Source organism: uncultured Microbacterium sp., assembly GCF_963521645.1.
Classification (GTDB): domain Bacteria; phylum Actinomycetota; class Actinomycetes; order Actinomycetales; family Microbacteriaceae; genus Microbacterium.
The window spans coordinates 1-23,669 of sequence record NZ_CAUQVQ010000040.1; the positions used below are offsets into that span (position 1 = coordinate 1).

The following is a 23,669-nucleotide window of genomic DNA, read 5'->3' on the forward strand; positions in this document are numbered from 1 at the left end:
GGCTCCGTGGGCAGGAAGGGGTGGATGCTGCGGCGCGAGCCGCAGCCGGTCGTCGCGCCAGCGCGCCCACTGATCGAGCTTCGTGAGCAGCGCTCCGACCGCGCCGAAGAGCCAGGCCCAGGTGGCGGGATCGAGGGTCGAGAGATCCCGACGCGCGTAGAGGAAGAGCCAGTCGTCGACGATCTCGACGTCGAGCTGCGCCGCATGGTCGATGAAGCGCGCCATGACGTCGGGGGTGAACAGGTACAGCGCATCGGCTTCGTACCCGGCCGGACAGTACAGCGAGAAGTAGCGGTCGAAGTCGCCCTCGAGCGAGAGGCGCTGGTCACTGCGGAACGCAGCCGCGAGCGTGCTCCCCAGCGTGTTGTTGCCGAGAGCGTCGAGCACGATGTTCGGCAGCGGCACGTCGAGCTTCACCGCGACGTATCCCCAGCGGTGGGTCGTCGACTGCTTGCCGTTGCTGGTCGTGTACTGATAGTTGCCGAACTCGACGAAGCGCGGTTCGGCGCCGCGCAGCACGTCGGTCGACATGCGGCTCGACCCCGATGAGAAGATCATGCCCGGCAGCGGCGGGTCGTCGATCCGCTCGAGGTAGCTCATCGCGTTCGCCCGCGCGAAGCGCGCGAGGCGGAACCGCGTGAGGTTCCGCACGCGGATGCTGCGGCGCACGAGCATCACGATGCCGACGACGAGGCCCACGAGCAGCACCAGGCCGAGGAGTGCGGCGACGGCGACACCCGTCTCGCGGCCGATCACATAGCCGAGGCCCATGATCATGATGCCGCCGATCGGCACCACGCACAGCAGTGCGAAGCCGGCGACCACCCAGGCGATGATCCGGCCGGCCGAGGTGGGATGGGCCGCGCGCTGAGCCCGGGCGAAGGCGTCGACCTCGGCGGGGTTCACGGCGTCGAGCAGCGGGCGGGCGTCGAAGAACCCGGCGGGCGCGCCGGACGACGGCGCGGGCGCAGGCGTGGGGACTGTCACGCGTCCACGGTAGCCGAGGGCGTGCTCGTCAGCGTCGTCCGGCATGCAGCACCGTGCGCACGACGAGGCCGGCCACGAGAGCCCAGAAGGCGGCGCTGACACCCAGCACCGCGATGCCGGATGCCGCCACCAGGAAGGTCACGACCGCGGGGATGCGCTCGCCCGGGTCGTCGATCGCCTGCTGCACGGCAGACCCGAAGGCGGCGAACAGTGCGAGCCCCGCCACCGCAGGGATCACCGCTTCGGGAGCCAGCAGCACCAGCGTGGCGAAGGCCGCCGAGAAGCCGCCGAGCACCAGGTACGCGACGCCGGTCGAGACCCCGGCGACCCAGCGGCGCTTCGGATCGGGGTCGGCGTCGGGCGACGCGGCGAGGGCTGCGCTGATGGCCGCGAGGTTGATGGCATGGCCGCCGGCAGTCGCGCCGAGCGCGGTTCCGACGCCGGTCACGAGCATCGCCGGACGCCACGGCACCTCGTAGCCGAAGCTGCGCATGATGGCGATGCCCGGCACGTTCTGCGAGGCCATCGTGACGATGAACAGCGGCAGCGCCAGTCCCACGAGAGCGCCGACCGTGAAGGTGGGAGCCGTCAGCTCGATGCGCGGCACGAGGAGTCCGGCATCGACTGCGGAGCGCTCCTGCACCAGCGAGACGGCCACCACGACCGCTGCGGCCACGAAGGCGAGCGGCACGGCCCACCGAGGCGCGAGGCGTGCGAAGACGAGCCACGTCAGCACGACCGGAACCACGCCCCACGGGTTCGCCACGATCCCGGTGATCGGCGCGAGGCACAGGGGCAGCAGCACACCGGCGAGCATCGCCTGCGCGATCGACGGCGGGATGCGGGCGATCAGCGCACCGAGCGCAGGCCAGAGAGCCGTGAGGAGGATGAGCGCGGCCGCGACGAGGAACGCGCCGACGGCGGCGGGCCATCCGCCCTCGACCACTCCGGTCGCGGCGAGGAGGGCGGCGCCGGGGGTCGACCAGGCGACCGTGATCGGCATCCGATACCGCCAGGCGAGCACGATGCAGGCGAGTCCCATCGTGAGGCTCGCCGCGAGCAGGCCGCTGGCCGCCTGGGCAGGTGTGGCTCCGACGGCGCCGAGACCCGTGAGCACGACGGCGAACGAGCTCGTGAACCCGACCAGTGCGGTGACCGCCCCGGCCAGGATCGGTCGGGAGAGCGGTGCGGCGGTCGTCATGGATCCGAGGGTATCGGGGTCCGCGTTACGTGAGTCCCATCCGATGCGCGAGTACCACGGCCTGCACGCGATCGCGCGCGCCGAGCTTCTGCAGGATGCGGGAGACGTGCGTCTTGACGGTGGCCTCCCCGATGAAGAGGGCGCCGGCGATCTCGGCGTTGCTGCGGGCGTCCGCCAGCAGCACGAGCACCTCGGCCTCGCGGTCGGTCAGCGGTTCGGCGAGCACTGCCGGTGCGGCCCGTGCCGGTGCGGCGGTCGGCGTCGAGTCCGGAGCGGGCGCCGTCGTGAATCGAGCGAGCACCCGGCGCGTGACCTCGGGCGCCAGCATCCCGTCGCCCGCTGCGAGGGCCCGCACCGCCGCGATGAGGTCCTCCGCTCCGGCGTTCTTGAGCAGGAAGCCGCTCGCTCCGGCATCCAGCGCCCGGTAGAGGTAGTCGTCACGGTCGAACGTCGTGACGATCGCGATGGCCGCTCCGACGCTCTCGTCGGCGACGATCCGACGGGTGGCCTCAATGCCGTCCATGTCGGGCATCTGCACATCCATCGTGATCACGTCGGGGCGCAGGGCGGATGCCTGGGCGACCGCCTCGGCGCCGGTCGCGGCCTCGCCGACCACGGTGATGTCGGGTTGCGTGTCGAGGATCGTCCGGAATCCGGCGCGCAGCATCGCGTGATCGTCGACCAGCAGGACTCGGATCGGAGCGTCGGTCTGGCTCATGAGGCGGTGCTCGTCTCGATCGACGGCTCGGTGCTCGCGGTCGAATCGGTGCCTGCGCCGATCGGCTCGGTCTGCGCGGCGCGGTCGGGCAGCGGCACCCGAGCCCGCACGCGCAGCCCGCCCGCGGCACGCGGGGCGATGTCGAGCGTGCCCCCGGATGCTGCCGCGCGCTCGCGCATGCCGAGCTGACCGAGCCCGGGTCGCAGCGCCGCCACTGCACGGCCGGTGTTGACGATCTCGACCTCGACGCCGTCGTCGTCGTAACGCACGCGCACATCGGCCGTGGCGCCGACGCCCGCGTGACGGCGGGCGTTCGTGAGCGACTCCTGGACGATGCGATACAGGTTCACGGCGACGATCGAGGGCACGGGCACCGGTTCGCCGATCACGACGTAGCGCGTGGGGAGCCCTGCTTCCGCCGAGGCCTCGACCAGCGAGCGGATGTCGTCGAGGGTCACGGTCGATGCGACATCGGTCGCCTCCCCGCCGGGCGCGCGGAGGGTCTCGAGCAGCTGCCGCAGCTCGTGGATCGCATCACGCGCCGATGCCTCTATGCCGGTGAGGATGCCCTTGGACTTCTCAGGGTCCTGATCGATCACGAGCCGCGCGGCACCCGCCTGCACGCCCATCACCGACACATGGTGGGCGACGACGTCGTGCAGCTCGCGGGCGATGCGCACGCGGTCGAGCGCGACGGCCTGCGCGGCGGTCACCTCGCGTTCCCGCTCGAGCTCCACCGTGCGCTGCTCGAGCACGCTCCGCTCGCGGGCTGCATGCCACGAGCGCTCGCCGAAGTAGTAGGCGCCGCCGAAGTACAGCACGTTCAGCAGCAGCTGGATGAGCATGAAGGCGAGATAGGGCGAGAGGAGGCCCGCCGCGACCTCGGCCTTGTCGGCCTCCTCGATCGCCTCCCTGTACATCGTGATGATCAGCCAGACGAACATGCCGACGATGATCGACACGCGCACGATCGCGGCGGCCCGACGATTGTTCATCCACGCGCCCACCGTGTACAGCGAGACGAACATGGCGATGTTGCCGACGTAGATCTCGGGCACCTGGAAGGAGATCGCGACGAAGTAGGCCAGGGAGATCGCGACGGCGACCGGTGCGGGCCACCGTCGGCGCACGGCGAGCGGAGCCGTGACGGCGACCGCGTAGACGAGTGCGGTCCACGGCTCAGCCCGGGTGTCTCCGTACATGTCGGCGACCGTCGACAGCGCGGCGCTCAGGATGGCACCCACGAACATCACCGCCGCGAGCACGAGATCGCTGCGCTGCTCGCGGGCGCTGGGGACGCGGGTGAAGGGCGCTGCAGGCATCCCCCCACCGTAGAGCCGGGACGGATGCGGCGGCATCCCCCGTACGGGGGATCGTGTGTGCGATGACCGCATGCCAGGATATCGAGACCGGCTGTTCCCTGCTCAGCCCTCATCCCCTAGGTTCGACCCAGAACCTGCCGGAATGGCAGAAGTGACCGAGGCCGAGCAGCGAACATCTCGCGGTCATCGAACAGCAGACGATTCCGAATGTGGACGCCGCGCTCGACGCCGTCGGATACATCGGCGGAGCCGTGACGAAGCGCGCCGACGGGACTCCGGCGTTCGGGTCTGTGCTGATCAGCGGCCTCGACCGCGACCTGCGGGTCGTCTCGGTCAACGGTGACGGCAGCTATCGAGCGGCCGTCGCGCCGGGCACGTATGTCGTTCGCTTCGACGCATTCGATCCGGGTCTGCTCGACGAGTACTGGGAGGATGCCATCACCGAAGAGGCTGCGACGTCGGTGGTCGTCGAATCCGGCGACGACATCGCAGGCATCGACGCACAGCTCGACTCGGCGGCGACAATCACCGGAACCGTCACGATCGCGAGCTCTGAAGCCCGTGAGCTGCTCGTAGAGGCCTGGGATGGCGATGAGCGTGTGGGGTACGCGATCGCTGATTCTCAGACGGGTGCCTACACCCTCGCCCTCCCGGCGGGAACGTACATTCTCAAGGCGTCCGTCACCTTCTCCACCGGCAGTCCGACGACGGCGAAGCCGCAGTTCTACGACGGTGTCGCGACGGCGGATCTCGCGACTCCGGTGACGACGGTTGCATCCACCACAGTGGACGGCGTCGACTTCACCCTCGTGCCCATCACGCAGCCGCAGCCGCAGCCGGAGCCCGAACCGGAGCCGGTGCTGACCCTCTCCGCCGACTCGATCAGCGCGGGGAGCGACCTCACGGTCTCGGGCATCGGTTTCTCGCCCGGACAGACGATCGTCTTCGAACTGCGATCCGGCCCGGTGCCCCTGGGGTCGCTGACCGCAGACGCGAGCGGTGCGGTGACGGGCGCGCTCCGTATTCCCTCCGGCGCAGCTGCGGGGACGTACACGCTCGTGGCGGTGAACGCGCAATCGGAGGTCGTGGCGAGCGCCGCGCTGCTGGTGACTGCAGCACCCGGCGCCGCCGTCGCGGGAACAGGCGCCGGGGTGACCGCGGGGGCCGGCGCGCCATTGGCCAGCACGGGCGCCGACCTGCCGGCGTTCGCGGTCATGATGGGGGCGGGCCTGCTGCTCACCGGAATGCTGCTTGTGCGTCGCCGCCGCGAACAGAGCTGAGACTGATGGCGACGAGAGCCCGCCAGCTTCCGCGGAGGCAGCCGGGCTCTCGCGTCATGTCGGGCGAGTATTCAGCCGAGCATCCGCTCGATCACCCGCGCGACCCCGTCGTCGTCGTTCGACGCGGTCGTCTCGTCGGCGGCATCCTGCACGACGTCTGCGGCGCCGGCCATCGCGACCCCGTGACCGGCCCACCGGAGCATCTCGACGTCGTTGAGGGCATCGCCGAAGGCGACCACATCGGTGCGATCGATGCCGAGGTGGGTGCACAGGCGAGCCAGGCCCGTCGCCTTGGTCACACCCTCGGCCATGACCTCGACGAACGGGGCGCCCGAGAGCGTGGCCTCGAAACCGGCGAGCCCGAGGTCGCGCAGCTTGTCGAAGAGCGCCGACGGTGCGAGCTCGGGATGCCGGATCACGAACTTCAGGCTCGGCGCCGCCAGCACCTGGTCCAGCGGCACGCCACCCATCGTCTTCGGATCGCGCTTGTGGTCTGAGAGGTCGGCGATCTCGGCGTAGCCGTGCTGCGCCACGAAGGTCTCGCCGCCCTCGCGCACGCTCGCGAACAGCAGGCCCGGGATGCTCGCGCGCAGCGCCTCGGCCAGGGTGCGGATCGTCTCGGCGGGAAGCTCCTCCGCGAACAGCATCCGTCCGTCGACGAGGTGCGTCGCGTAGGCGCCGTTGCTGCACAGCGCCCACCCGTCGAACCCCGCCCCGTCCCCGAGTGCGCGCAGGCCGATGGGCTGTCGGGCCGTCACCGGCACGACGTGGATGCCGCGTGCTCTCGCCGCGTCGAGAGCCGCCCGCGTGCGCACGCTCACCTCGGATGCCGACGTCAGCAGAGTGCCGTCGAGGTCCGTGGCGATCAGGCGCAGTGTCATCCGTTTCGTGTCGCTTCGCTCGCTCAACGACCGGGAAGTCAGGAGAAGATCATCGGCAGGTCGTCGTCGTCTTCGGCGCCGCCGAGGTCGAACTCCACCACGACCGGGACGTGGTCGCTGGGCTGCTCGCCCTTGCGTTCTTCCCGGTGGATCGATGCGCCGGTGACCGCCTCGGCCAACGTCTTCGACCCGAGGATGAAGTCGATGCGGATGCCCTCGTTGCGCGGGAACTTGAGACGCTGGTAGTCCCAGTACGTGTAGCCCTCGGGAAGCAGCGGGCGCACGACGTCGGCGACTCCCGCGTCGGCGAGCGCGAAGAAGGCCTGACGCTCTTGCGGGGAGACATGCGTCGAGACGCCCTCGACGATGTCGGGGTCGCCGTTGTCGGCGTCGAACGGGATGATGTTGAAGTCGCCGACCAGCGCGAGAGGCAGGTCGGGGTTCGCCGCGAGCTCGGCCGCGGTGGACTTCTTCAACTCCTCGAGCCAGTGCAGCTTGTAGGCGTAGTGCGGGTCGTCGAGCGAGCGGCCATTCGGCACGTACAGACTCCACACGCGCACGCCGTCGACGAGCACGCCGAGCGCACGCGCCTCGAGCGGAGCATCCGGCCCCTCATGCCCCTTGGCGAAGCCGGGCATGCCGTCGAATGCCGTGCGCACGTCGGTGATCGGGAGGCGGCTCGCGATCGCGACGCCGTTCCACTGATTCAGGCCGTGCACCTCGACGTGGTAGCCGGCCTCTTCGAACGGCCCGTAGGGGAACTGCTCGGGTTTGCACTTGATCTCCTGCATCGCCAGCACGTCGATGTCTTCACGGACGGCGAACTCGACGGTGCGGGTGACGCGGGTGCGGATGGAGTTGACGTTCCAGGTGGCCAAGCGCATGCGTCAAGCCTAGGGCCCACCTCCTACACTGGATGCCGTGACCGCACTCGACGCTGACCGCCAGACCCTTCTCGACCTGATCAAGGACGAGGCCGTGTTCCACGGAGACTTCACGCTCTCGAGCGGCAAGAAGGCGACGTACTACGTCGACATGCGCAAGCTCACCCTCGACCACCGCGCCGCTCCCGCGATCGGCCGCATCATGCTCGACCTGATCGGCGACCTCGACGTCGTGGCGGTCGGTGGCCTGACGCTCGGCGCCGATCCGATCGCCAACTCGGTGCTGCACGCCTCGGTCGCGGCCGACAAGCCGCTCGACGCCTTCGTGGTGCGCAAGGAGCCGAAGGACCACGGCCGCGGCCGCCAGATCGAGGGCGCGGACGTCAAGGGAAAGCGCGTCGTGGTGCTCGAAGACACCTCGACCACGGGTCAGTCCGCGCTCAAGGCCGTCGAAGCGCTGCGCAAGGAGGGCGCCGACATCGTCGCCGTCGCCGTGATCGTCGACCGCAAGACCGGCGCGCAGGCCGCGATCGAAGCCGAGGGGCTCGAATGGCGCGCCGCCTTCGACCTCGACGACCTCGGACTCGACCCCCAGTGACCCGTTACGCGCTCGCCGTCGACGTCGGCGGCACCAAGATGGAGGCCGCGCTCGTGAGCGAGCACGGCACGCTCGTCGACGGCAGCCGTTCGCGTCGGGCGACCGGACGCACCGCCACGCTGGAGTCGCTGAACGACGCGGTCATCGCGATCGTGACGCACGCGTTGGCCGCGCTGCCGGCGGATGCCGAACTCGTCGGCGCGGGAGCCGGAAGCGCCGGACCGATCGACCGCGGCGCCGGAGCGATCATGCCCGTGAACATGCCGCTCGCGCGCGGCTTCGGTCTCGCTGAGTCGGTGCGCGCCGCGGCGTCTGCGGCGCTCGGCCGAGAGGTGCCGACGATCATGGGTCATGACGGCGGCGCACTCGCGCTGGCGGAGGCATGGCTCGGTGCGACCCAGGATGCCGGCGCGTCGCTGTCGATCGTCGTCTCGACCGGTGTCGGCGGCGGTTTCGTCGTGAACGGCGCGTACATCCCCGGTGCCACCGGCAATGCCGGTCACCTCGGACAGGTGCGCCGCGAAGGCGGACTCACGCTCGAGGAGATCGCGTCGGGGCCGGCGAGTGCCGCCTGGGCGCAGCAGCAAGGCTGGACCGGAGCCACCGGTGAAGACCTGGCGCGGGATGCCGCCGCCGGTGACGCCCTCGCCCGCGCGGCCATCGAGCGATCGGCGAAGGCCGTCGGCGAGGCGCTGGCGGATGCCGCGACCCTCGTTGATCTCGACATGGTCGCGATCGGCGGCGGGTTCTCCCGGGTGTCGCGCGACTACATCGACCTCGTGCAGCAGGCCCTGACCGCGAGCGCCGCACACGAGTACTCGCGCCGCACCCGCGTCGTGCGCTCGGGACTCGGCGACGAGGGGCCGCTCATCGGCGCCGCGGCGCTCGTCCTGCGCTGACGTCCGACCCCTGACAGCAGGTCAGTGCGTCGCGACGATCAGATGACGCTGCGGTCCTTCGAGTCTGGCCATCGCGATCTTGAGCTCGGTCGTGTCGGCGACGACCGTGTGGATGCGTGCGCCGAGCGAGCTTTCGACCGCATCGATGCGTGCGCCGAGCGAGCTTTCGACTCCGTCGATGCGTGCGGTGAGCTTTCGCTCCACTCCGTCGATGCGTGCGGTGAGCTTTCGCTCCACTCCGTCGATGCGTGCGGTGAGCTTTCGCTCCACTCCGTCGATCCGCGACCCGAGTGACTTCTCGACGTTCGTGAGATCGGTGCGAAGGGCGTCGGATCTGCGAATGCACCAGGCGAAGCCCGCGAACATGGTGCCGCCCAGAGTCAGCAAGAGGCCGACTGCGCTGAGGACGATCGTGATGATCTCTGCGGACACGAACATGCTCCCATTCTGGGGGTCGACGGTGGGGTCTCGCAGAATGCTACGCAGGCACGACCGGGGGCCGCCAGCGGTGCGGGTCGTCCGTCGGGCAGTGGGGAGAACGCGGCCCAAAGAGTGACCGTGCAGAGGGAGCACCAGCTTTCCGTTCGCCTCCCTAACAAATCGGCCTTACGCTCATAGGAGGCGACGGAAGGAACACGCATGCGCGTACTCGGACTGCTCTCGGGCACCTCACACGACGGCATCGACGTCACGGTCGTGGACTTCGACGAGAGCGACGGGGCGCTGCACGGCACGGTGCTGCACGAAGACAGCATCCCGTACGACCCCGAACTGCGCGCCCGACTCGTCGCCGCACTGCCGCCCGCGCCCACGACCTTCGCCGAGGTCTGCGAACTCGACACACTGATCGGCCAGGCCTTCGCCGAGGTCGCCGCCGCAGCATCCGACGCGGTCGGGGGAGTGGATGCCGTGTGCACGCACGGCCAGACCGTCTTCCACTGGGTCGCCGACGGCCACGCGCTCGGCACGCTGCAGATCGGCCAGCCGGCATGGATCGCCGAGCGGGTGGGCGCGCCGGTCGTGTCGGACGTGCGCATCCGCGACATCACCGCCGGCGGACACGGTGCTCCGCTCGTGTCGTACCTCGACGAGCTGCTGCTGCGCGGTCGCGCCGGGGTGTCGGCGGCCGTGAACCTCGGCGGCATCGCCAACATGACCGTGGTCGGCCCTCACGGACTCTCGGCCTACGACATCGGCCCGGCGAACGCGCTGGTCGACGCGGTGGTCGTCGCCGAGGGGCTGAACGACCGCGGCTATGACGCGGATGCGGCGATCGCGCGCGCCGGGGTCGTCGACGAGGTGCTGCTCGACGCGCTGCTCGCAGACCCGTACTACGCGCTCCCCGCGCCCAAGAGCACGGGCAAGGAGCATTTCCACCTCGACTATGTGCGCGCTCAGGTCGACCGGGCCCGACCCGGAATCGCCTCCGCAGACCTGGTGCGCACCCTCACCGAGCTCGCCGTGCGCACGGTCGCGCACGACGTCCGCGCCGCCGGCATCCGCTTCCTCGCGGTCTCCGGTGGAGGATGCCACAACCCGCTCCTCCTGCAGGGGCTGCGCGACGCGCTCCCGGGAGTCGAGGTCGTGCTCGCCGACGAGCTGGGCGCCCCTGTCGACAGCAAGGAGGCGATCCTGTTCGCCCTGATCGGGTGGTGCACGATGCACGGCGTCGCCGCGGTGACGGCCGGGGGCACGGGCGCGCGTGAGCCGCGCATCCTCGGCACGATCACTCCGGGGGCTGGACCGCTGCGGATGCCGGAGCCCGTCGAGCGCGTGCGCCGTCTCACCCTGAGGTGACCCTGGGTGAGACGGCGCTCAGCGCTTGCGGTCGTCGTCGTCCCAGGGGCCTTCCCACCAGCCGGCGCGGCCGTCTCCCTCACTCCCGCCGCGGCGTCGTGAGCGCACGAACTGCACGATGAACACGGTGAGCGAACTGAGCAGGATCACGAAGATCACCAGGAACAGCACGTCGGACTGAGTCACGGTCGCTTCCCCTCCGCGGCATCCGCCACGATCTTGGCGATCCGCGCGGATCGCGTCTCGGCGCGCTTGGCCATCGCGATGTGGGTGAGGCCGAACTTCTTGACCGACTTCGGGAACGCGTCCCAATTGGCGCGCGCGGCGGGCACGGCATCCAGCGCCTCCGTCAGCTCCGGCGGCTCGACCCCGGCCTCCGGGCCGTCGAGCACGGTCCACGATCCGTCCGCCTTCGCAGCCTCGAGCACGCGGATGCCGGCAGGCGCGAGGAGCCCTGCCGCCTCGAGCTCGACGAGCCGGGCCTTGTTGGTCGCCGCCCAGCCGCTGCCACGGCGCCGGGGCGATAACCACTGCCCGACGGTCTGGTCGTCGAAAGTGCGCACGGGGCCGTCGATCCAGCCGAAGCAGAGCGCCTGGCGCACGGCGTCCTCGTAGCCGACGCCGGGGCCCTGTCCCCGCACGCTCAGCAGCCAGACTCCGGCGGTGCGTTCATGGTTCTGCTCGAGCCAGGCACGCCAGATCGAGGCATCCGCCGCTCTGATCCGCTCGCCCTCGTCGAGTGCTCCCACGTCAGTCCTCGTCGAGCGTCGGGATCGTCTGCGTGACGGTCGGCAGCAGATCGGCGACCGAGTCGACGATCTCGTCGGGACGGAACGGGTACTTCTCGACCTCGGCCCGGTCGCTGATGCCCGTCATCACGAGCACGGTGTGCAGGCCCGCCTCGATGCCGGCGATGATGTCGGTGTCCATGCGGTCACCGATCATGCCGGTCTTCTTGGAGTGCGCGCCGATCTTGTTCAGGGCCGAGCGGAACATCATCGGGTTCGGCTTGCCGACGACGTACGGCTCTTTGCCCGTCGCCTTCGTGATGAGTGCGGCGATGGCGCCCGTGGCGGGCATGACGCCGTCGACCGAGGGGCCCGTGGCGTCCGGGTTCGTGACGATGAAGCGCGCGCCCCGGATGATCAGTCGGATCGCCTTGGTGATCGCCTCGAACGAATAGTTGCGGGTCTCGCCGACGACCACGAAATCGGGGTTCGTCTCGGTCATGATGAACCCGGCTTCGTGGAGCGCCGTGAGGATGCCGGCCTCGCCGATCACGAAGGCCGAGCCGCCGGGCAGCTGCTGGGCGAGGAAGTCGGCCGTGGCGAGTGCGGAGGTCCAGATGCGCTCTTCCGGAACGGTGAGCCCACTGGCGCGGAGGCGAGCCGAGAGGTCGCGCGCCGTGAAGATCGAGTTGTTGGTCAGCACGAGGTACGGGATCTCGTTCTGCTCCCATCCGGCCAGCATCTCGGCGGCCCCGGGAATGGCGTCGTTCTCGTGGACGAGGACGCCGTCCATGTCGGTCAGCCAGCATTCGATGTCGTCGCGATGTGCCATGTGCACAGCCTATTGCGCAGTGGTCACGCGCTGGTGTCAGGTTCTGACGAGGTTCTCAGGCGCTGAGCCAGACGACCTGCGCGGCGCCGTCCGGAAGCTCCGTCTCGGTGCCGTCGAGCTCGATGCCCGAGGGTGTGGTCGTGATGTTCGCGTCGACGGCGACCCCCGTGGCCTCGAGGGCGCGCAGCAGCTCGGGGTCTCGGTCGTCGACGCGCAGCACGCGTCCCGTGTGCCCCACGGGCGCGTCGGCCAGGAGAACGAAGGGCTCGCGTTCGACGACCCCCGCGGCGTCGGGGATCGCGTCGCCGTGCGGGTCGAACCGCGGGCGTCCGAGGCGTGCGTCGATGCCCTCGAGCAGACGGTCGCTGATCGTGTGCTCGAGCACTTCGGCTTCGTCGTGCACCTCGTCCCATCCGTAGCCAAACTCCTGCACGAGCCAGGTCTCGATCAGGCGGTGCCGTCGCACCATCGCCAGTGCGCGCTGCGTGCCGGCATCCGTCAGTCGCACGGCGCCATAGGGCACGTGCGAGACGAGTCCGGCGGCCGCGAGCTTCTTGACCATCTCGGTCACCGACGACGGAGCGATGCCCAGTTTGGCGGCGAGCACCGACGGTGTGATCGGCGCATCCTGCCACTCGGTGTGCGCGTAGACGGTCTTCAGGTAGTCGTCTGCTGCGGGGGATGCCACGGCTCCAGCCTAGATCAGGCGGCCCGCCGTGCTCAGGGGTTCGCCAGGTCGACCAGGATGCCGAAGGCGACCTGGCCCGCGAAGAACACGATGAGGAAACCGAGCAGCGCAGCGAAGAGCGACAGCCGCCCGTCGAACCCCTCGATCTCGGCGATGCCGATCGTGCGCGCCCGGAACGCCAGGATCAGGGTCGCGATGCCGAGGGCGAGCTGCACCCAGGGGCCGCCGACGGGCAGCACGGTGGGGAAGGCGACGAGGAGACCGCCGATCACGCCCGTCGCGATGCCGATCCAGGTGAGGATGCGGACGGTGCGGCGCGCGGTTTCAGCAGACATGGTTCCGAGCCTAATCGTCGGCGACGCCTGTGAATCGTCTCAATCCGCCCCGATTCCTTGACGTGCCTCGGCGCGGGAGGTAGCTTCGACCGAGCACGGGAAAACGCTATCCGAGCGAGCTTCGAGCTCAGAGAAGGATTTCGACGATGAATATCCGACACCGATCGTTCCGCGCCGCCGTGGCGGTGACCGCCGCCGGCTGCCTCCTCGTGGGTGGCGCGCAGAGTGCGGGCGCCGCCACACCCGTGACTCCCGACACCGGCCGCCACGGCCCCGCATCCCCGACGCCGCACCTCGAGGCCCTCGACCGCGGGCTCGTCGCCGTCTCCACGGCCGACGGCGTCTTCCTCAGCTGGCGACTGCTCGCGACCGAGGTGACCGGCTCCACGGCGACGGGCCTCGCCGGCGCCGACTTCGCCGTCTACCGCGACGGCACGAAGATCGCGACGGTCACCGACAGCACGAACTTCGCGGATGCCGACGGCACGGCCGCGTCGCAGTACTCCGTGACCCCGATCGTCAACGGCGTCGAGCTGACGGCATCCGCCTCGGCGTCCGTCACCGCGTGGGCCGAGGGGCACCACGACCTGCCGCTGCAGAAGCCGGCGGACGGCGTCACGCCGAAGGGCGAGGCCTACACGTACTCGGCCAACGACGTCTCGGTCGGCGACGTCGACGGCGACGGCCAGTACGAATACGTCGTGAAGTGGGATCCGTCGAACTCGAAGGACGTCTCGCAACGCGGATACACCGGCCCCGTCTACCTCGACACGTATGAGCTCGACGGCACGCTGCTCAATCGCCTCGACCTCGGGGTGAACATCCGCGCCGGCGCGCACTACACGCAGTTCCTGGTCTACGACTTCAACGGGGACGGCCGTTCGGAGACGATGCTGAAGACCGCGCCCGGCACGAAGTCGGTGCGCTACGCCGCCGACGGCTCGGTCGCGCAGGAGGCGTACATCACCCTGCCCAAGGGCGACCGCAAGGCCGGGTACTCGAACGACGACGACTACCGCCTCAGCGCCGCGGACTACGAGCAGCACCTCGTCGAGATGTTCCTCGGCTGGAGCGATCGCGAGGAGGTCATGTCGGGTCAGTGGCCCGCCACTCTCGAAGAGGCGTGGGGCATGCCCGTCACGCACGAGTATCCGCTCTCGCCCGAGGCCGCGCAGGAACTCGCCACGACATTCATCGACGTCTACGCGCCCAGTCGCAGCGCGCGCAACCTGCTGCGCGAGTTCGAGGGCTTCATCGTCGACGGGCCCGAGTACCTGACGGTCTTCGACAGTGCGACGGGTGAGGAGCTGCAGACGATCCCGTATCCGACCGAGCGCGGCGACGACGGGCTGCTGTGGGGCGACTACGCGATGTCGCGCATCGAGCCGGCCAACCGCGTCGATCGCTTCCTCGCGGGAGTCGGCTACCTCGACGGGCAGCACCCCTCCGCCGTCTTCGCTCGCGGCTACTACACCCGCACGACCGTCGCAGCCTTCGACTGGGACGGCAAGCGGCTGACGCAGCGATGGGATGTCGACAGCGGTCACGTGCCGATGACGAACCCGTTCAACGACTCCCCGCACGGGCGCGACGGCACCGATCCCGAGTTCGGCACCATCACGACGCAGGGCGACCACTCGTTGAGCTTCGCCGACGTGGATGGCGACGGCAGGCAGGAGCTGGTCTACGGCGCCGCGACGATCGACGACGACGGCAGCCTGCTCTACAGCTCGTTCGACGTGCTGCCCGAGGGCAGCGCCGACCCGGGCGCGAGCGTGCGCCTCGGTCACGGCGACGCGATGCATGTGGCCGACATCGACCCGACTCGACCCGGCCTCGAGATCTGGACGGCTCACGAGGGTGCGACGAGTGCGCCGTACGGATCCGTGATGCGGGATGCCGCGACGGGAGAGTCGCTCTTCGGCGCGTATTCGGGCCGCGACACCGGTCGCGCGATGATCGGCGACGTGCGCCCCGACGTACCGGGCATGGAGGTGTGGTCGAGCATGCCCGGCGGCACCGAGGGCAGCGGACTGCTCAGCGCGACCGGCGAGGCGTTGCAGCCCCAGACGCCCGGCACCAACATGTCGATCCGCTGGGCGGGCGACCTGACGACCCAGCTCGTCAACGGCAGCGGCGTCCAGACGCCGACGATCGACGACTGGACCCGTGGCACCGTGCTCACCGCGAGCGGAACCCTCACGAACAACGGCACGAAGGGCAACCCCTCGCTGGTCGCCGATGTGCTGGGGGACTGGCGCGAGGAGCTGCTGGTCCGCACGACGGACTCGACTGCGCTGCGGTTCTTCACGACGACCGAGCCCACCGCGCACAAGCTCACGACCCTCATGCACGACGTGCAGTACCGCGTCGAGACGGCTCGCCAGCAGACGACCTACAACCAGCCGGCGTACACCTCGTACTACCTGGCCAGCGACATCGACTGGGCGGAGGTCCCGGTGCTGACGGCGCCCGTGACACCCCGGCCGCCGACGTTCACCGACAAGCCGGGAACGGCGCGCGACGAGGTGAAGGTGCCGACCAACGTGACGGGCGTCGCCTACTACGTGAACGGAGAGAGGGTCGAGACGCCGAGCGGCAAGGTGCGGGTCACGGGCGAGGTGACCGTCGTCGCGGTGCCGGAGCCCGGCTATCGCATCGCCGACGGTACGACCTCGACGTGGACGGAGAACCTCCGGGCGGGCTGACCGCCGCGGTGACAGAACGCCGCCCCGAGCCGACTCTTCCCGTGCCGGCTCGGGGCGGTCCTGTCGCACGGCCTCCCGTGCGGTGGCTCAGGCTCCGGTCAGCACCAACCAGAGCAGGGCTCCGTTGAGGGCGATGAGCAGCACGGAGGCCACGATGCCGGCCGCGGTCGTCCACACCCGGTTCGCCCAGGGGCCGAGCGTGCGGCGCTGGGAGGTCAGGGCCACGAGCGGGATGAGCGCGAACGGGATCCCGAACGACAGCACGACCTGACTGAGCACCAGGGCGAGCGTCGGATCGAACCCGATGCCGAGGATGACGAGCGCCGGGATGAGGGTCACCAGGCGGCGCACGAGCAGTGGGATGCGCACGCGCAGCAGTCCGTGCATGATCTCCGCTCCTGCGTAGGCGCCCACCGAGGTCGACGCGAGACCGGATGCGAGCAGCCCGACCGCGAAGAACGTCGCGACCACCGGGCCGAGTCCCGCGGCGAGCGCGGCATGCGCACCCTCGAGCGAGTCGGTGCCCTCCACTCCGGCGAGGTTCGCCGCGGCGAGCAGCAGGATGCCGAGGTTGACGGTGCCCGCGATCACCATCGCGATCGAGACGTCCCAGCGGGTGGCGGTGAGCAGGCGACGGATGCGCGAGGTCTCCGTTCGAGCGGTCTCCGTCGGGCCGTGCGCTGCAGCCGACCCGAACCGATCGCGCGTGAGCGAAGAGTGCGCGTAGATCGCGTGCGGCATGATCGTGGCGCCGAGGATCGACGCGGCGAGGAGCACCGACCCCGTGTCCTCGAAGCGCGGTATGAGGCCGCCGACGATGCTCGCGGCATCCGGCGGAGCGACGAAGAGACCGGCCACGAAGCCCACCGCGATGATCACCATGAGTCCGATGATCACGAACTCGAAGGGGCGAGCGCCGCGGCGACTCTGCACGGCGAGCAGGATCATCGACACGGCGCCGGTGATGATGCCTCCCAGCAGCAGCGGGATGTCGAACAGCAGATGGAGCGCCACCGCGCCGCCGATGACCTCGGCCAGGTCGGTCGCCATCGCGACCAGTTCTGCCTGCAGCCAGTAGGCGCGCCGGGCCCAGGGGTTGGTCAGGCGCGCACCCAGTACCTCGGGCAGGCTCTGCCCGGTGACCACTCCCAGTTTCGCCGACAGGTACTGGATCAGCCAGGCCATGACGTTTCCGGCCACGACGACCCAGACGAGCAGATAGCCGTACTGGGCGCCCGCGGTCATGTTGCTCGCGACGTTGCCGGGATCGAGATAGGCGACGCCGGCCACGAGCGCCGGACCCAGAAGCCACAGGCTGCGCGGTGCGGTGGCGCGCGGCGCGAGGGCGACGTCGTCGATGACAGCATTTTTAGGCATGCCGAAATCGTAGCGGATTTTTCGGTGCACCTAAATATGTTTCGCCGCGTGCGCCGGATAGCCTGGCGGGATGGAAGAGCAGTCGTCCGCGGATGCGGCGGAGACACGCGGATCGACGACGCAGCCCGGATACGGAGTGGGGCCGTGGCCCGGCGGCGAAGACCAGTGGCCCGCGGGAGACGAGTACGACCCCGAGCTGCTGGCCGTCGGCGACACGCGCAACGTGATCGATCGCTACCGCTACTGGCGGATGGATGCGATCGTGGCCGACCTCGACACGAAGCGGCATCCCTTCCATGTGGCCATCGAGAACTGGCAGCACGACATGAACATCGGCTCGATCGTGCGCAGCGCCAACGCCTTCCTCGCCGACACCGTGCACATCATCGGTCGCCGCCGCTGGAACAAGCGGGGGGCGATGGTCACCGACCGGTATCAGCACGTCGTGCACCACGAGGACGTCGAGACGTTCGCCGCCTGGGCGGCCGCCGAGGGGCTGCCGATCATCGCGGTCGACAATGTCGAGGGCGCTGTGCCGGTCGACCGCGCCGATCTGCCGCAGAGCTGCGTGCTGCTGTTCGGTCAGGAGGGGCCGGGCCTGTCCGACGCCGCGCTCGCCGCGGCCTCCGGCCACATCGAGATCACGCAGTACGGCTCAACCCGGTCGATCAACGCCAGCGCGGCCGCCGCCGTGATCATGTACGAGTGGTGTCGGAGGCACGCGGGCTGATACCAGCTGCCGTCCCCGGGGCCGATGTCGGTCCCGGTCGATGCCGAACGCGAGCGCGCAGTCTCAGGCCCCCGCGGTGACCCACCGCCCCGATCGCACGCGCCAGCCGAGGGTGCCCAGACGCGCGAGCAGGTACACCCCGAAGAACGCCAAGGCGAGCCAGACGAGACCGGCCGACGCGTCGACTCCCGTCGCGGCGATGATCCAGAGCGCGGGCAGGAAGGGCACGAGGTTGACCGCGCCTGCGATCGCGAGATAGCGGGCGTCGCCTGCCCCCATCAGCACCCCGTCGAGCACGAAGACGACTCCCGCGATCGGCTGCGCGACCGCGAGCACGAGGAGCGCCGGCTGCACGAGCGCGGCGATCGACGGATCCCCCGTGAAGACGATGCCGAGCACACCCGAGAGCGCAGCGATGAGCGCGCCGACCAGGACGCCGAACCACACTCCCCAGGCGACCGTGCGCTGGAGCACGCGGTGCACCTGTCGTTCGTCGCCCGCACCGAGCTCTTTGCCGATCAGCGCCTGGGCCGCGATCGCGAGCGCGTCGAGCGCGAAAGCGGCCGCCGAGAAGATGGTGAAGACGATCTGCCACCCCGCGAGCTCGTCGGTGCCGATGCCCGTGGCGACGGCGACGGTCGCCAGCAGGGCGGCGCGCAGGCTCACGGTGCGCAGGAACAGCCAGCCCCCCGAGCGCGCAGTGCTGCCCATGCCGGCGCGCTGCGCCATCAGCGACGCGTCGTGCGTCGCCGCGAGACGTCGGATGACGAGCACGTAGGCGCCGACCATGCCCCACTGAGCGACGACGGTGCCCGCTGCCGATCCGGCGATGCCCCAGCCCAGGCCATAGATGAAGACCACGTTGAGCAGGGCGTTCGCGCCGAATCCGATCCCGGCGATCCACAGCGGCGTCATGGTGTCCTGCATCCCGCGCAGCAGTCCGGTCGCGGCGAACACGATGAGCATCGCCGGGAGGCCCCACATCGAGACGACCAGGTAGTCGTTGGCGGCGGCGGCCACCGCGTCGTTCGCTCCGAACAGCGACACGAGCCATGGCGAGGCCACCGCCCCGGCCGCTGCCAGCACGGCGCCGATCGCCAGTGCCAGCCACATGCCGTTGATGCCGACCGAGATCGCCTCCCCGGGCCTGCCGGCCCCGAACAGTCTGGCGACAGCCGGGGTGGTCGAGTAGGCGAGGAAGACCATGAGCCCGACGATCGTCTGCAGCACGGCGCCCGCGATCCCGAGACCCGCGAGCGGCGTCGTGCCGAGGTGGCCGACCAGGGCCGCGTCGACGATCAGGAACGCCGGCTCGGCGATCAGGGCGCCCAGCGCGGGGACGGCGAGGCGCAGGATCTCGCGGTTGAGAGTGCGCTCGGTCATGATCCGAGCCTATGTCTCGCGCAGGCGGCCCCTTCGCAGCCCCTCCGGTCATACCCTGGAAGCACCGGATGCGACGGAGGCGCTCATGACGGACCCACGAGAAGCCGCGGCGAGGTACCGCGCGCGACAGCGGAACGGCGGCGAGGGCGAGGACGACGCCGACTCGGCTGCGGCGCCGGGCATCGCGGCCGCCACGGATCGGGCCGCCTTCATCGAGACGGCGATCCAGGTCGCCATCCGTCGCGGAGACTTCGACGATCTGCCCGGGGCGGGCAAGCCGCTCGAGGGACTCGGCACGCATCACGATCCCGACTGGTGGATCCGCCGCAAGATCGAGCAGGAGAACCTCACTGGTCTCGGCCCGCCCGCGATCCTGCTGCGCACGGAGGACCGCGAGCTCGACGAGCAGCTCGACCTGCTCGGGCGCGAGGCCGACGTGCGCGACGTGCTCGCCGACTTCAACCGGCGCGTCATCGAGGCTCGACGACAGCTGCAGGGCGGTCCGCCCGTCGTGACGAGTCCGCGCGACATCGATGCCGAGGTCGCAGCGTGGGCCGAGCGCCGGGCGGCGCGTTTCGCCGCTCGCGCCGCGGAGGCTCCGGAGCCGCCTCGGCGGCGCCGCTTCGGCATCCGCCGCAGGGACTGAGGTCGGGGGAGATCGCCAGGGGGATCCCGCCCGAATGTCGGAGCGCCGCATAGGCTGTTCGGCATGACCGACGTGCTTCCCTCTGGCCTTGCGACCTCCGAGTTCAGCTCCGACATCCGCCCGCAGGACGACCTCTACCGCCATGTCAACGGCGCGTGGCTCGCCCGCACCGAGATCCCCGGCGACAAGGCGCGCTGGGGCTCTTTCCACCTGCTCGCCGAGCAGGCAGAGAAAGACGTCAGGGCGATCATCGAGGAGTCGCAGGATGCCGAACCCGGCACCCTCGCCCGCAAGATCGGCGACCTGTTCGCCAGCTTCATGGACACCGAGCGCATCGCCGCAGCCGGGGTCACGCCGCTCGCCGAGACCCTCGCCGAGATCGAGGCGATCGACGACATCCCCGCCTTCCTGCGCACGGTCGGCACCTACGACCGCGACGGCCGCGCGCACCTGATCGGGTTCTACGTCGACGGCGACCCCGGCAACCCTGAGCGTTACCTCCCCGTGATCGTGCAGTCGGGGCTGTCGCTGCCCGACGAGAGCTACTTCAGACTCGACACCTTCACCGAGACGCGGGCCGCGTACCGCGCGCACCTCGAGCGGCTGCTGACGCTCACCGGAGTCGCGGACGCCGCCGACACCGCGGAGCGTTCGATCGCCCTGGAGACCGAGCTCGCCGGGCACCACTGGGACAATGTGCGCAGCCGCGACGCGGTGGCGACCTACAACCTCAAGACCTGGGCCGAGATCCAGGAGCTCGCCGGTGTCGACCTCGAGCCGTGGCGCGATTCGGTCGCGCCGGGCCGTCCCGAGGCCTTCGCCGAGGTCGTGGTCTCGCAGCCGAGCTTCCTCGAAGGTCTCGGCTCGCTCCTCACCGCCGACCGCCTCGACGACTGGAAGGCGTGGCTGCGTGCTCAGGTCGTGCACGCCGCGGCACCGTACCTGACCGACGACGTCGTGCAGGAGAACTTCTCGTTCTACGGCACCGAGCTCACCGGCGTCCCCTCGATCCGTGAGCGCTGGAAGCGCGGCGTCTCGGTCACGGAGGGAGCGCTGAGCGAGGCGATCGGCAAGGTGTACGTCGAGCGGCACTACCCGCCGACCGCGAAGGCCGCGATGGACGAGCTCGTGGCCAATCTCATCGAGGCCTATCGGCAGAGCATCACCGAGCTCGAGTGGATGACGGCCGAGACGCGGGAGCGCGCGCTCGCCAAGCTCGACTCCTTCACTCCCAAGATCGGGCACCCCGCGGTCTGGCGCGACTACTCGAGCCTCGAGATCGACCGAGGAGATCTGTTCGGCAACGTGCGGCGCGCGGCGATCTTCGAGCACGACCGCAACGTCGCCAAGATCGGCAACCCGATCGACCGCGACGAGTGGCACATGCCCCCGCAGATGGTCAACGCCTACTACAACCCCTCGATGAACGAGATCGTGTTCCCGGCTGCGATCCTGCAGTACCCGTTCTTCGATGCATCGCGCGACGCGGCCGCCAACTACGGAGGCATCGGCGCGGTCATCGGTCACGAGATCGGCCACGGATTCGACGACCAGGGCAGTCGCTACGACGGCGACGGCAAGCTCGAGGACTGGTGGACGGATGCCGATCGCTCGGCGTTCGAGGAGCGCACCAAGGCGCTGATCGCGCAGTACGACGAACTCGTGCCGGAGGGCCTCGACCCGGAGCACCACGTCAACGGAGCGCTGACCATCGGCGAGAACATCGGCGACCTGGGCGGCCTCGGCATCGCGCTCAAGGCGTATGAGATCGCGCTCGACGGCGCGGAGGCGCCGGTGATCGACGGCTACACGGGAGTGCAGCGGCTGCTGCTGTCGTGGGCGCAGGTCTGGCAGCAGAAGAGCCGCGACGCCGAGACCCTGCGGCTGCTCACGATCGACCCGCACTCTCCGAACGAGTTCCGCTGCAACCAGATCGTCCGCAACATCGACGCCTTCTACGAGGCCTTCGGCGTCACCGAGGCCGACGAGCTGTGGATCGCGCGCGACTCGCGAGTGACGATCTGGTGAGTCGCCCCGCCTAGCGGATCGGGCCTCGAGGGTGCCCGGCTGTCTCCTTCATGACGATCTGATGACCGTATACCGGAGTACGCAGGGCATCCTCACCTGGCGGGGTTACGATATCGGTGCTGCGGAGGATGGACACCGCAGCATCCCGCCAATCCATTCCCCCTTAAGGATCACGCGTGGGTGCTCCCGAGCCTGTCGACGGCCTGCCACTGGCCGCACTGCGCCGCTCTCAGCGGCCCAGCCGACGTTCACCGCGTCGCGCCGCCGAGGGGCGGCGTTCATTCACCTCCACGCTCCGCGCGCTCGAGCAGCTGGCGGATGCAGGGGCCCAGGTGTCGGTCCACGTGGTCGACCTCGACAACCACACGCACGTCCTCGCGGGTGATGACCACGTGACCATGCCGGTCGCGGGCCTCGGCGTCGTGCCCCTGCTGATCGAGGTCGCGGCGGCGTTCGACGCGGGCACGCTCGACCCGCTCGAGATCGTCGAGCGCACCGCGGTCGAGTCGGTCGCGACGTCCGGTCTCTGGCGGCACCTGCACGCGCCCGCGCTGCCGCTCGAAGACCTGGCCGTGCTCGCGGCGACGGCGGGTGACCCGATCGCCGTGAACGCCCTGCTGCAGCGGGTGGGTCACGATCGCGTGCGCCACCGCATCGAGGAGCTCGGCCTGCGCCGCACCGCTCTGCTCGATCGGTTCCGTGATGAGCGCGGCCCCGACGACGCACCCCATGTCGCTGTGGGGTCCGCGCGCGAACTCGCAGGGCTCTTCTCCGCGCTCGTGAACTCGCAGGTGGTGGGCGCCTCGGTGAGCGCGCAGGTGTCGGAGTGGCTGAGCCTGAATCAGGATCTGAGTCTCGTCGCGTCCGCGACCGGCCTCGACCCCTTCGCACACGATCACGATGCGCACGGCCTGCTGTTCATCAACAAGACCGGTCGCGACCGCGGAGTGCGCGCCGAGGCGGGCGTTCTCGCCGGCCCCCGCGCCGGTGTCGCGTACTCCCTGATCGTCTGCTTCGACGACCTCTCCATCGCCCACCGTCTGCGGGCGCACGACGCATTCCGCGTCCTCGGGGTCGAGCTCATGGAATACACGCACTGAGCTCGACGTCGTCGACGCAGTCGGCGCCCCTGCCGGTTAGCATCGGTGAATGCCCCGCACAGACTGGACCCCGCATCGTCGCGACGACGGCGAACTGCTCGGATGGATCCATCCCGACGGAGACCACTGGGTGGCCGTCGACGTGCTCGGGCGCCCCGCGTCGGGTCCTTCCGAGTGGCTCGATGCAGAAGCCGCTCTCGAGGAGCGGGGCATCGCATGGCTCTCCGACCCGTGGATGCTCGAAGGCGAAGCCGACGGGCCGCTCCGCGTGCGCATCCTCGAAGTCACTCCCGATGACGACGGCGCTCCCGGGCGCATCGTGGTGAAGATCGACGACTTCGGCGACATCACCCGACCCCTCACGCAGCAGTTCGTGCTCGCCTGGCCCGCCCCTGATCGGCTGCGGATGCCGTCATCGACGGATCCCGATCCGCGAGTCCTCTGACCTCGGCTCCGACGGCGAGCGGCCCGGGTCTCGGCGCGGTGGGTCTTTGGGATCGGCTCGCGACGTTTCGTCTCGGTCGACTTCGTCGTCCTCGCTCAACGA

Annotated in this window: 24 protein-coding genes; 10 read left to right on the forward strand and 14 right to left on the reverse strand. The window is 70.0% G+C overall.

Annotation, left to right across the window (positions count from 1 at the left end):
* The 4 genes from RWO82_RS09970 to RWO82_RS09985 all read right to left on the reverse strand — a co-directional run.
* Positions 1-987 (reverse strand): hypothetical protein (locus tag RWO82_RS09970; protein ID WP_314426328.1); only part of this gene is annotated, 987 nt, incomplete at its 3' end.
* 28 nt (positions 988-1,015) lie between these two features.
* Positions 1,016-2,188, reverse strand: coding sequence for a benzoate/H(+) symporter BenE family transporter (locus RWO82_RS09975; RefSeq protein ID WP_314426331.1), 1,173 nt, complete (start codon positions 2,186-2,188; stop codon positions 1,016-1,018).
* A 25-nt stretch (positions 2,189-2,213) separates the two neighbouring features.
* Complete coding sequence (locus tag RWO82_RS09980) at positions 2,214-2,906, reverse strand: response regulator transcription factor (protein ID WP_314426333.1); 693 nt, start codon at positions 2,904-2,906, stop codon at positions 2,214-2,216.
* A complete protein-coding gene (locus RWO82_RS09985; protein ID WP_314426337.1) occupies positions 2,903-4,228 on the reverse strand; it encodes a sensor histidine kinase in 1,326 nt (441 codons plus the stop codon). Before RWO82_RS09985 ends, RWO82_RS09980 begins: the two co-directional genes overlap by 4 nt.
* A 209-nt stretch (positions 4,229-4,437) precedes the next feature.
* Here RWO82_RS09985 and RWO82_RS09990 point away from each other — a divergent pair, with 209 nt between their 5' ends.
* On the forward strand, positions 4,438-5,508 hold the full coding sequence (locus RWO82_RS09990; RefSeq protein ID WP_314426340.1) for an LPXTG cell wall anchor domain-containing protein: 1,071 nt from the start codon (positions 4,438-4,440) through the stop codon (positions 5,506-5,508).
* Between the two features lie 71 nt (positions 5,509-5,579).
* On the opposite strand, the gene RWO82_RS09995 is transcribed toward RWO82_RS09990, so the two are convergent.
* Together RWO82_RS09995 and RWO82_RS10000 are read right to left on the reverse strand one after the other, a co-directional pair.
* The gene (locus RWO82_RS09995) at positions 5,580-6,389 is read right to left on the reverse strand and encodes an HAD family hydrolase (protein WP_314426343.1); all 810 of its coding nucleotides are present in this window, start codon (positions 6,387-6,389) and stop codon (positions 5,580-5,582) included.
* Between the two features lie 38 nt (positions 6,390-6,427).
* Positions 6,428-7,273 (reverse strand): exodeoxyribonuclease III, encoded by an 846-nt coding sequence (locus tag RWO82_RS10000; RefSeq protein ID WP_314426345.1) that lies wholly within the window; start codon positions 7,271-7,273, stop codon positions 6,428-6,430.
* A gap of 37 nt (positions 7,274-7,310) precedes the next feature.
* Here RWO82_RS10000 and pyrE point away from each other — a divergent pair, with 37 nt between their 5' ends.
* Together pyrE and RWO82_RS10010 are read left to right on the forward strand one after the other, a co-directional pair.
* Positions 7,311-7,871 carry an orotate phosphoribosyltransferase gene (pyrE, locus tag RWO82_RS10005; RefSeq protein WP_314426347.1) on the forward strand — a complete coding sequence of 187 codons (561 nt, stop codon included), beginning with the start codon at positions 7,311-7,313 and terminating at the stop codon, positions 7,869-7,871.
* Positions 7,868-8,770: an ROK family protein gene (locus tag RWO82_RS10010; protein ID WP_314426350.1), complete on the forward strand. Its 903-nt coding sequence runs from the start codon at positions 7,868-7,870 to the stop codon at positions 8,768-8,770. The genes pyrE and RWO82_RS10010 overlap by 4 nt, the downstream gene beginning before the upstream one ends.
* Before the next feature lie 21 nt (positions 8,771-8,791).
* On the opposite strand, the gene RWO82_RS10015 is transcribed toward RWO82_RS10010, so the two are convergent.
* Entirely contained in the window at positions 8,792-9,208 is a 417-nt protein-coding gene (locus tag RWO82_RS10015; protein WP_314426352.1) for a hypothetical protein, read from the reverse strand.
* A gap of 201 nt (positions 9,209-9,409) precedes the next feature.
* On the opposite strand from RWO82_RS10015, the gene RWO82_RS10020 reads away from it, so the two are divergent.
* Positions 9,410-10,567 (forward strand): anhydro-N-acetylmuramic acid kinase, encoded by a 1,158-nt coding sequence (locus tag RWO82_RS10020; RefSeq protein WP_314426354.1) that lies wholly within the window; start codon positions 9,410-9,412, stop codon positions 10,565-10,567.
* An 18-nt stretch (positions 10,568-10,585) separates the two neighbouring features.
* On the opposite strand, the gene RWO82_RS10025 is transcribed toward RWO82_RS10020, so the two are convergent.
* Genes RWO82_RS10025 through RWO82_RS10045 form a run of 5 tightly spaced genes read right to left on the reverse strand, consistent with a single transcriptional unit; the run spans position 10,586 to position 13,150 of the window.
* Positions 10,586-10,753 (reverse strand): hypothetical protein, encoded by a 168-nt coding sequence (locus tag RWO82_RS10025; RefSeq protein WP_314426356.1) that lies wholly within the window; start codon positions 10,751-10,753, stop codon positions 10,586-10,588.
* On the reverse strand, positions 10,750-11,316 hold the full coding sequence (locus tag RWO82_RS10030) for a YdeI/OmpD-associated family protein (RefSeq protein WP_314426358.1): 567 nt from the start codon (positions 11,314-11,316) through the stop codon (positions 10,750-10,752). Before RWO82_RS10030 ends, RWO82_RS10025 begins: the two co-directional genes overlap by 4 nt.
* A 1-nt stretch (position 11,317) precedes the next feature.
* Positions 11,318-12,127, reverse strand: a complete 810-nt coding sequence (locus tag RWO82_RS10035; RefSeq protein ID WP_314426360.1) for an HAD-IIA family hydrolase — start codon at positions 12,125-12,127, stop codon at positions 11,318-11,320.
* A gap of 55 nt (positions 12,128-12,182) precedes the next feature.
* On the reverse strand, positions 12,183-12,815 hold the full coding sequence (locus RWO82_RS10040; RefSeq protein WP_314426362.1) for a metal-dependent transcriptional regulator: 633 nt from the start codon (positions 12,813-12,815) through the stop codon (positions 12,183-12,185).
* 32 nt (positions 12,816-12,847) lie between these two features.
* Complete coding sequence (locus RWO82_RS10045; protein ID WP_314426365.1) at positions 12,848-13,150, reverse strand: hypothetical protein; 303 nt, start codon at positions 13,148-13,150, stop codon at positions 12,848-12,850.
* Positions 13,151-13,296: 146 nt separating this feature from the next.
* On the opposite strand from RWO82_RS10045, the gene RWO82_RS10050 reads away from it, so the two are divergent.
* Positions 13,297-15,858 (forward strand): rhamnogalacturonan lyase, encoded by a 2,562-nt coding sequence (locus RWO82_RS10050; protein WP_314426368.1) that lies wholly within the window; start codon positions 13,297-13,299, stop codon positions 15,856-15,858.
* An 87-nt stretch (positions 15,859-15,945) separates the two neighbouring features.
* Here RWO82_RS10050 and RWO82_RS10055 read toward each other — a convergent pair whose 3' ends face one another.
* Positions 15,946-17,235 (reverse strand): Nramp family divalent metal transporter, encoded by a 1,290-nt coding sequence (locus RWO82_RS10055; RefSeq protein ID WP_314426371.1) that lies wholly within the window; start codon positions 17,233-17,235, stop codon positions 15,946-15,948.
* A 70-nt stretch (positions 17,236-17,305) separates the two neighbouring features.
* On the opposite strand from RWO82_RS10055, the gene RWO82_RS10060 reads away from it, so the two are divergent.
* The gene (locus tag RWO82_RS10060; RefSeq protein WP_314426374.1) at positions 17,306-17,965 is read left to right on the forward strand and encodes a TrmH family RNA methyltransferase; all 660 of its coding nucleotides are present in this window, start codon (positions 17,306-17,308) and stop codon (positions 17,963-17,965) included.
* 63 nt (positions 17,966-18,028) lie between these two features.
* Here RWO82_RS10060 and RWO82_RS10065 read toward each other — a convergent pair whose 3' ends face one another.
* The gene (locus tag RWO82_RS10065; protein ID WP_314426377.1) at positions 18,029-19,348 is read right to left on the reverse strand and encodes an MATE family efflux transporter; all 1,320 of its coding nucleotides are present in this window, start codon (positions 19,346-19,348) and stop codon (positions 18,029-18,031) included.
* An 85-nt stretch (positions 19,349-19,433) separates the two neighbouring features.
* Here RWO82_RS10065 and RWO82_RS10070 point away from each other — a divergent pair, with 85 nt between their 5' ends.
* The 4 genes from RWO82_RS10070 to RWO82_RS10085 all read left to right on the forward strand — a co-directional run bounded on the left by RWO82_RS10070 (position 19,434) and on the right by RWO82_RS10085 (position 23,567).
* The gene (locus RWO82_RS10070; protein WP_314426380.1) at positions 19,434-19,994 is read left to right on the forward strand and encodes a DUF1992 domain-containing protein; all 561 of its coding nucleotides are present in this window, start codon (positions 19,434-19,436) and stop codon (positions 19,992-19,994) included.
* 63 nt (positions 19,995-20,057) lie between these two features.
* Positions 20,058-22,022: a M13-type metalloendopeptidase gene (locus tag RWO82_RS10075; RefSeq protein ID WP_314426383.1), complete on the forward strand. Its 1,965-nt coding sequence runs from the start codon at positions 20,058-20,060 to the stop codon at positions 22,020-22,022.
* Between the two features lie 176 nt (positions 22,023-22,198).
* Positions 22,199-23,122, forward strand: a complete 924-nt coding sequence (locus RWO82_RS10080) for a serine hydrolase (protein WP_314426385.1) — start codon at positions 22,199-22,201, stop codon at positions 23,120-23,122.
* Positions 23,123-23,171: 49 nt separating this feature from the next.
* On the forward strand, positions 23,172-23,567 hold the full coding sequence (locus RWO82_RS10085) for a hypothetical protein (protein WP_314426387.1): 396 nt from the start codon (positions 23,172-23,174) through the stop codon (positions 23,565-23,567).
* The last annotated feature ends 102 nt before the right edge of the window (positions 23,568-23,669 follow it).

Coding starts and splice junctions, on each gene's coding strand:
- RWO82_RS10085 (WP_314426387.1), top strand. CDS start 23,172: ATGCCCCGCACAGACTGGACCCCGCATCGTCGCGACGACGGCGAACTG.
- RWO82_RS09980 (WP_314426333.1), bottom strand. CDS start 2,906: ATGAGCCAGACCGACGCTCCGATCCGAGTCCTGCTGGTCGACGATCAC.
- RWO82_RS10060 (WP_314426374.1), top strand. CDS start 17,306: ATGGAAGAGCAGTCGTCCGCGGATGCGGCGGAGACACGCGGATCGACG.
- RWO82_RS10035 (WP_314426360.1), bottom strand. CDS start 12,127: ATGGCACATCGCGACGACATCGAATGCTGGCTGACCGACATGGACGGC.
- RWO82_RS10065 (WP_314426377.1), bottom strand. CDS start 19,348: ATGACCGAGCGCACTCTCAACCGCGAGATCCTGCGCCTCGCCGTCCCC.
- RWO82_RS09995 (WP_314426343.1), bottom strand. CDS start 6,389: ATGACACTGCGCCTGATCGCCACGGACCTCGACGGCACTCTGCTGACG.
- RWO82_RS10045 (WP_314426365.1), bottom strand. CDS start 13,150: ATGTCTGCTGAAACCGCGCGCCGCACCGTCCGCATCCTCACCTGGATC.
- RWO82_RS10015 (WP_314426352.1), bottom strand. CDS start 9,208: ATGTTCGTGTCCGCAGAGATCATCACGATCGTCCTCAGCGCAGTCGGC.
- RWO82_RS10070 (WP_314426380.1), top strand. CDS start 19,434: ATGACGGACCCACGAGAAGCCGCGGCGAGGTACCGCGCGCGACAGCGG.
- RWO82_RS09985 (WP_314426337.1), bottom strand. CDS start 4,228: ATGCCTGCAGCGCCCTTCACCCGCGTCCCCAGCGCCCGCGAGCAGCGC.
- RWO82_RS10000 (WP_314426345.1), bottom strand. CDS start 7,273: ATGCGCTTGGCCACCTGGAACGTCAACTCCATCCGCACCCGCGTCACC.
- RWO82_RS10055 (WP_314426371.1), bottom strand. CDS start 17,235: ATGCCTAAAAATGCTGTCATCGACGACGTCGCCCTCGCGCCGCGCGCC.
- RWO82_RS10050 (WP_314426368.1), top strand. CDS start 13,297: ATGAATATCCGACACCGATCGTTCCGCGCCGCCGTGGCGGTGACCGCC.
- RWO82_RS09975 (WP_314426331.1), bottom strand. CDS start 2,188: ATGACGACCGCCGCACCGCTCTCCCGACCGATCCTGGCCGGGGCGGTC.
- RWO82_RS10075 (WP_314426383.1), top strand. CDS start 20,058: ATGACCGACGTGCTTCCCTCTGGCCTTGCGACCTCCGAGTTCAGCTCC.
- RWO82_RS10020 (WP_314426354.1), top strand. CDS start 9,410: ATGCGCGTACTCGGACTGCTCTCGGGCACCTCACACGACGGCATCGAC.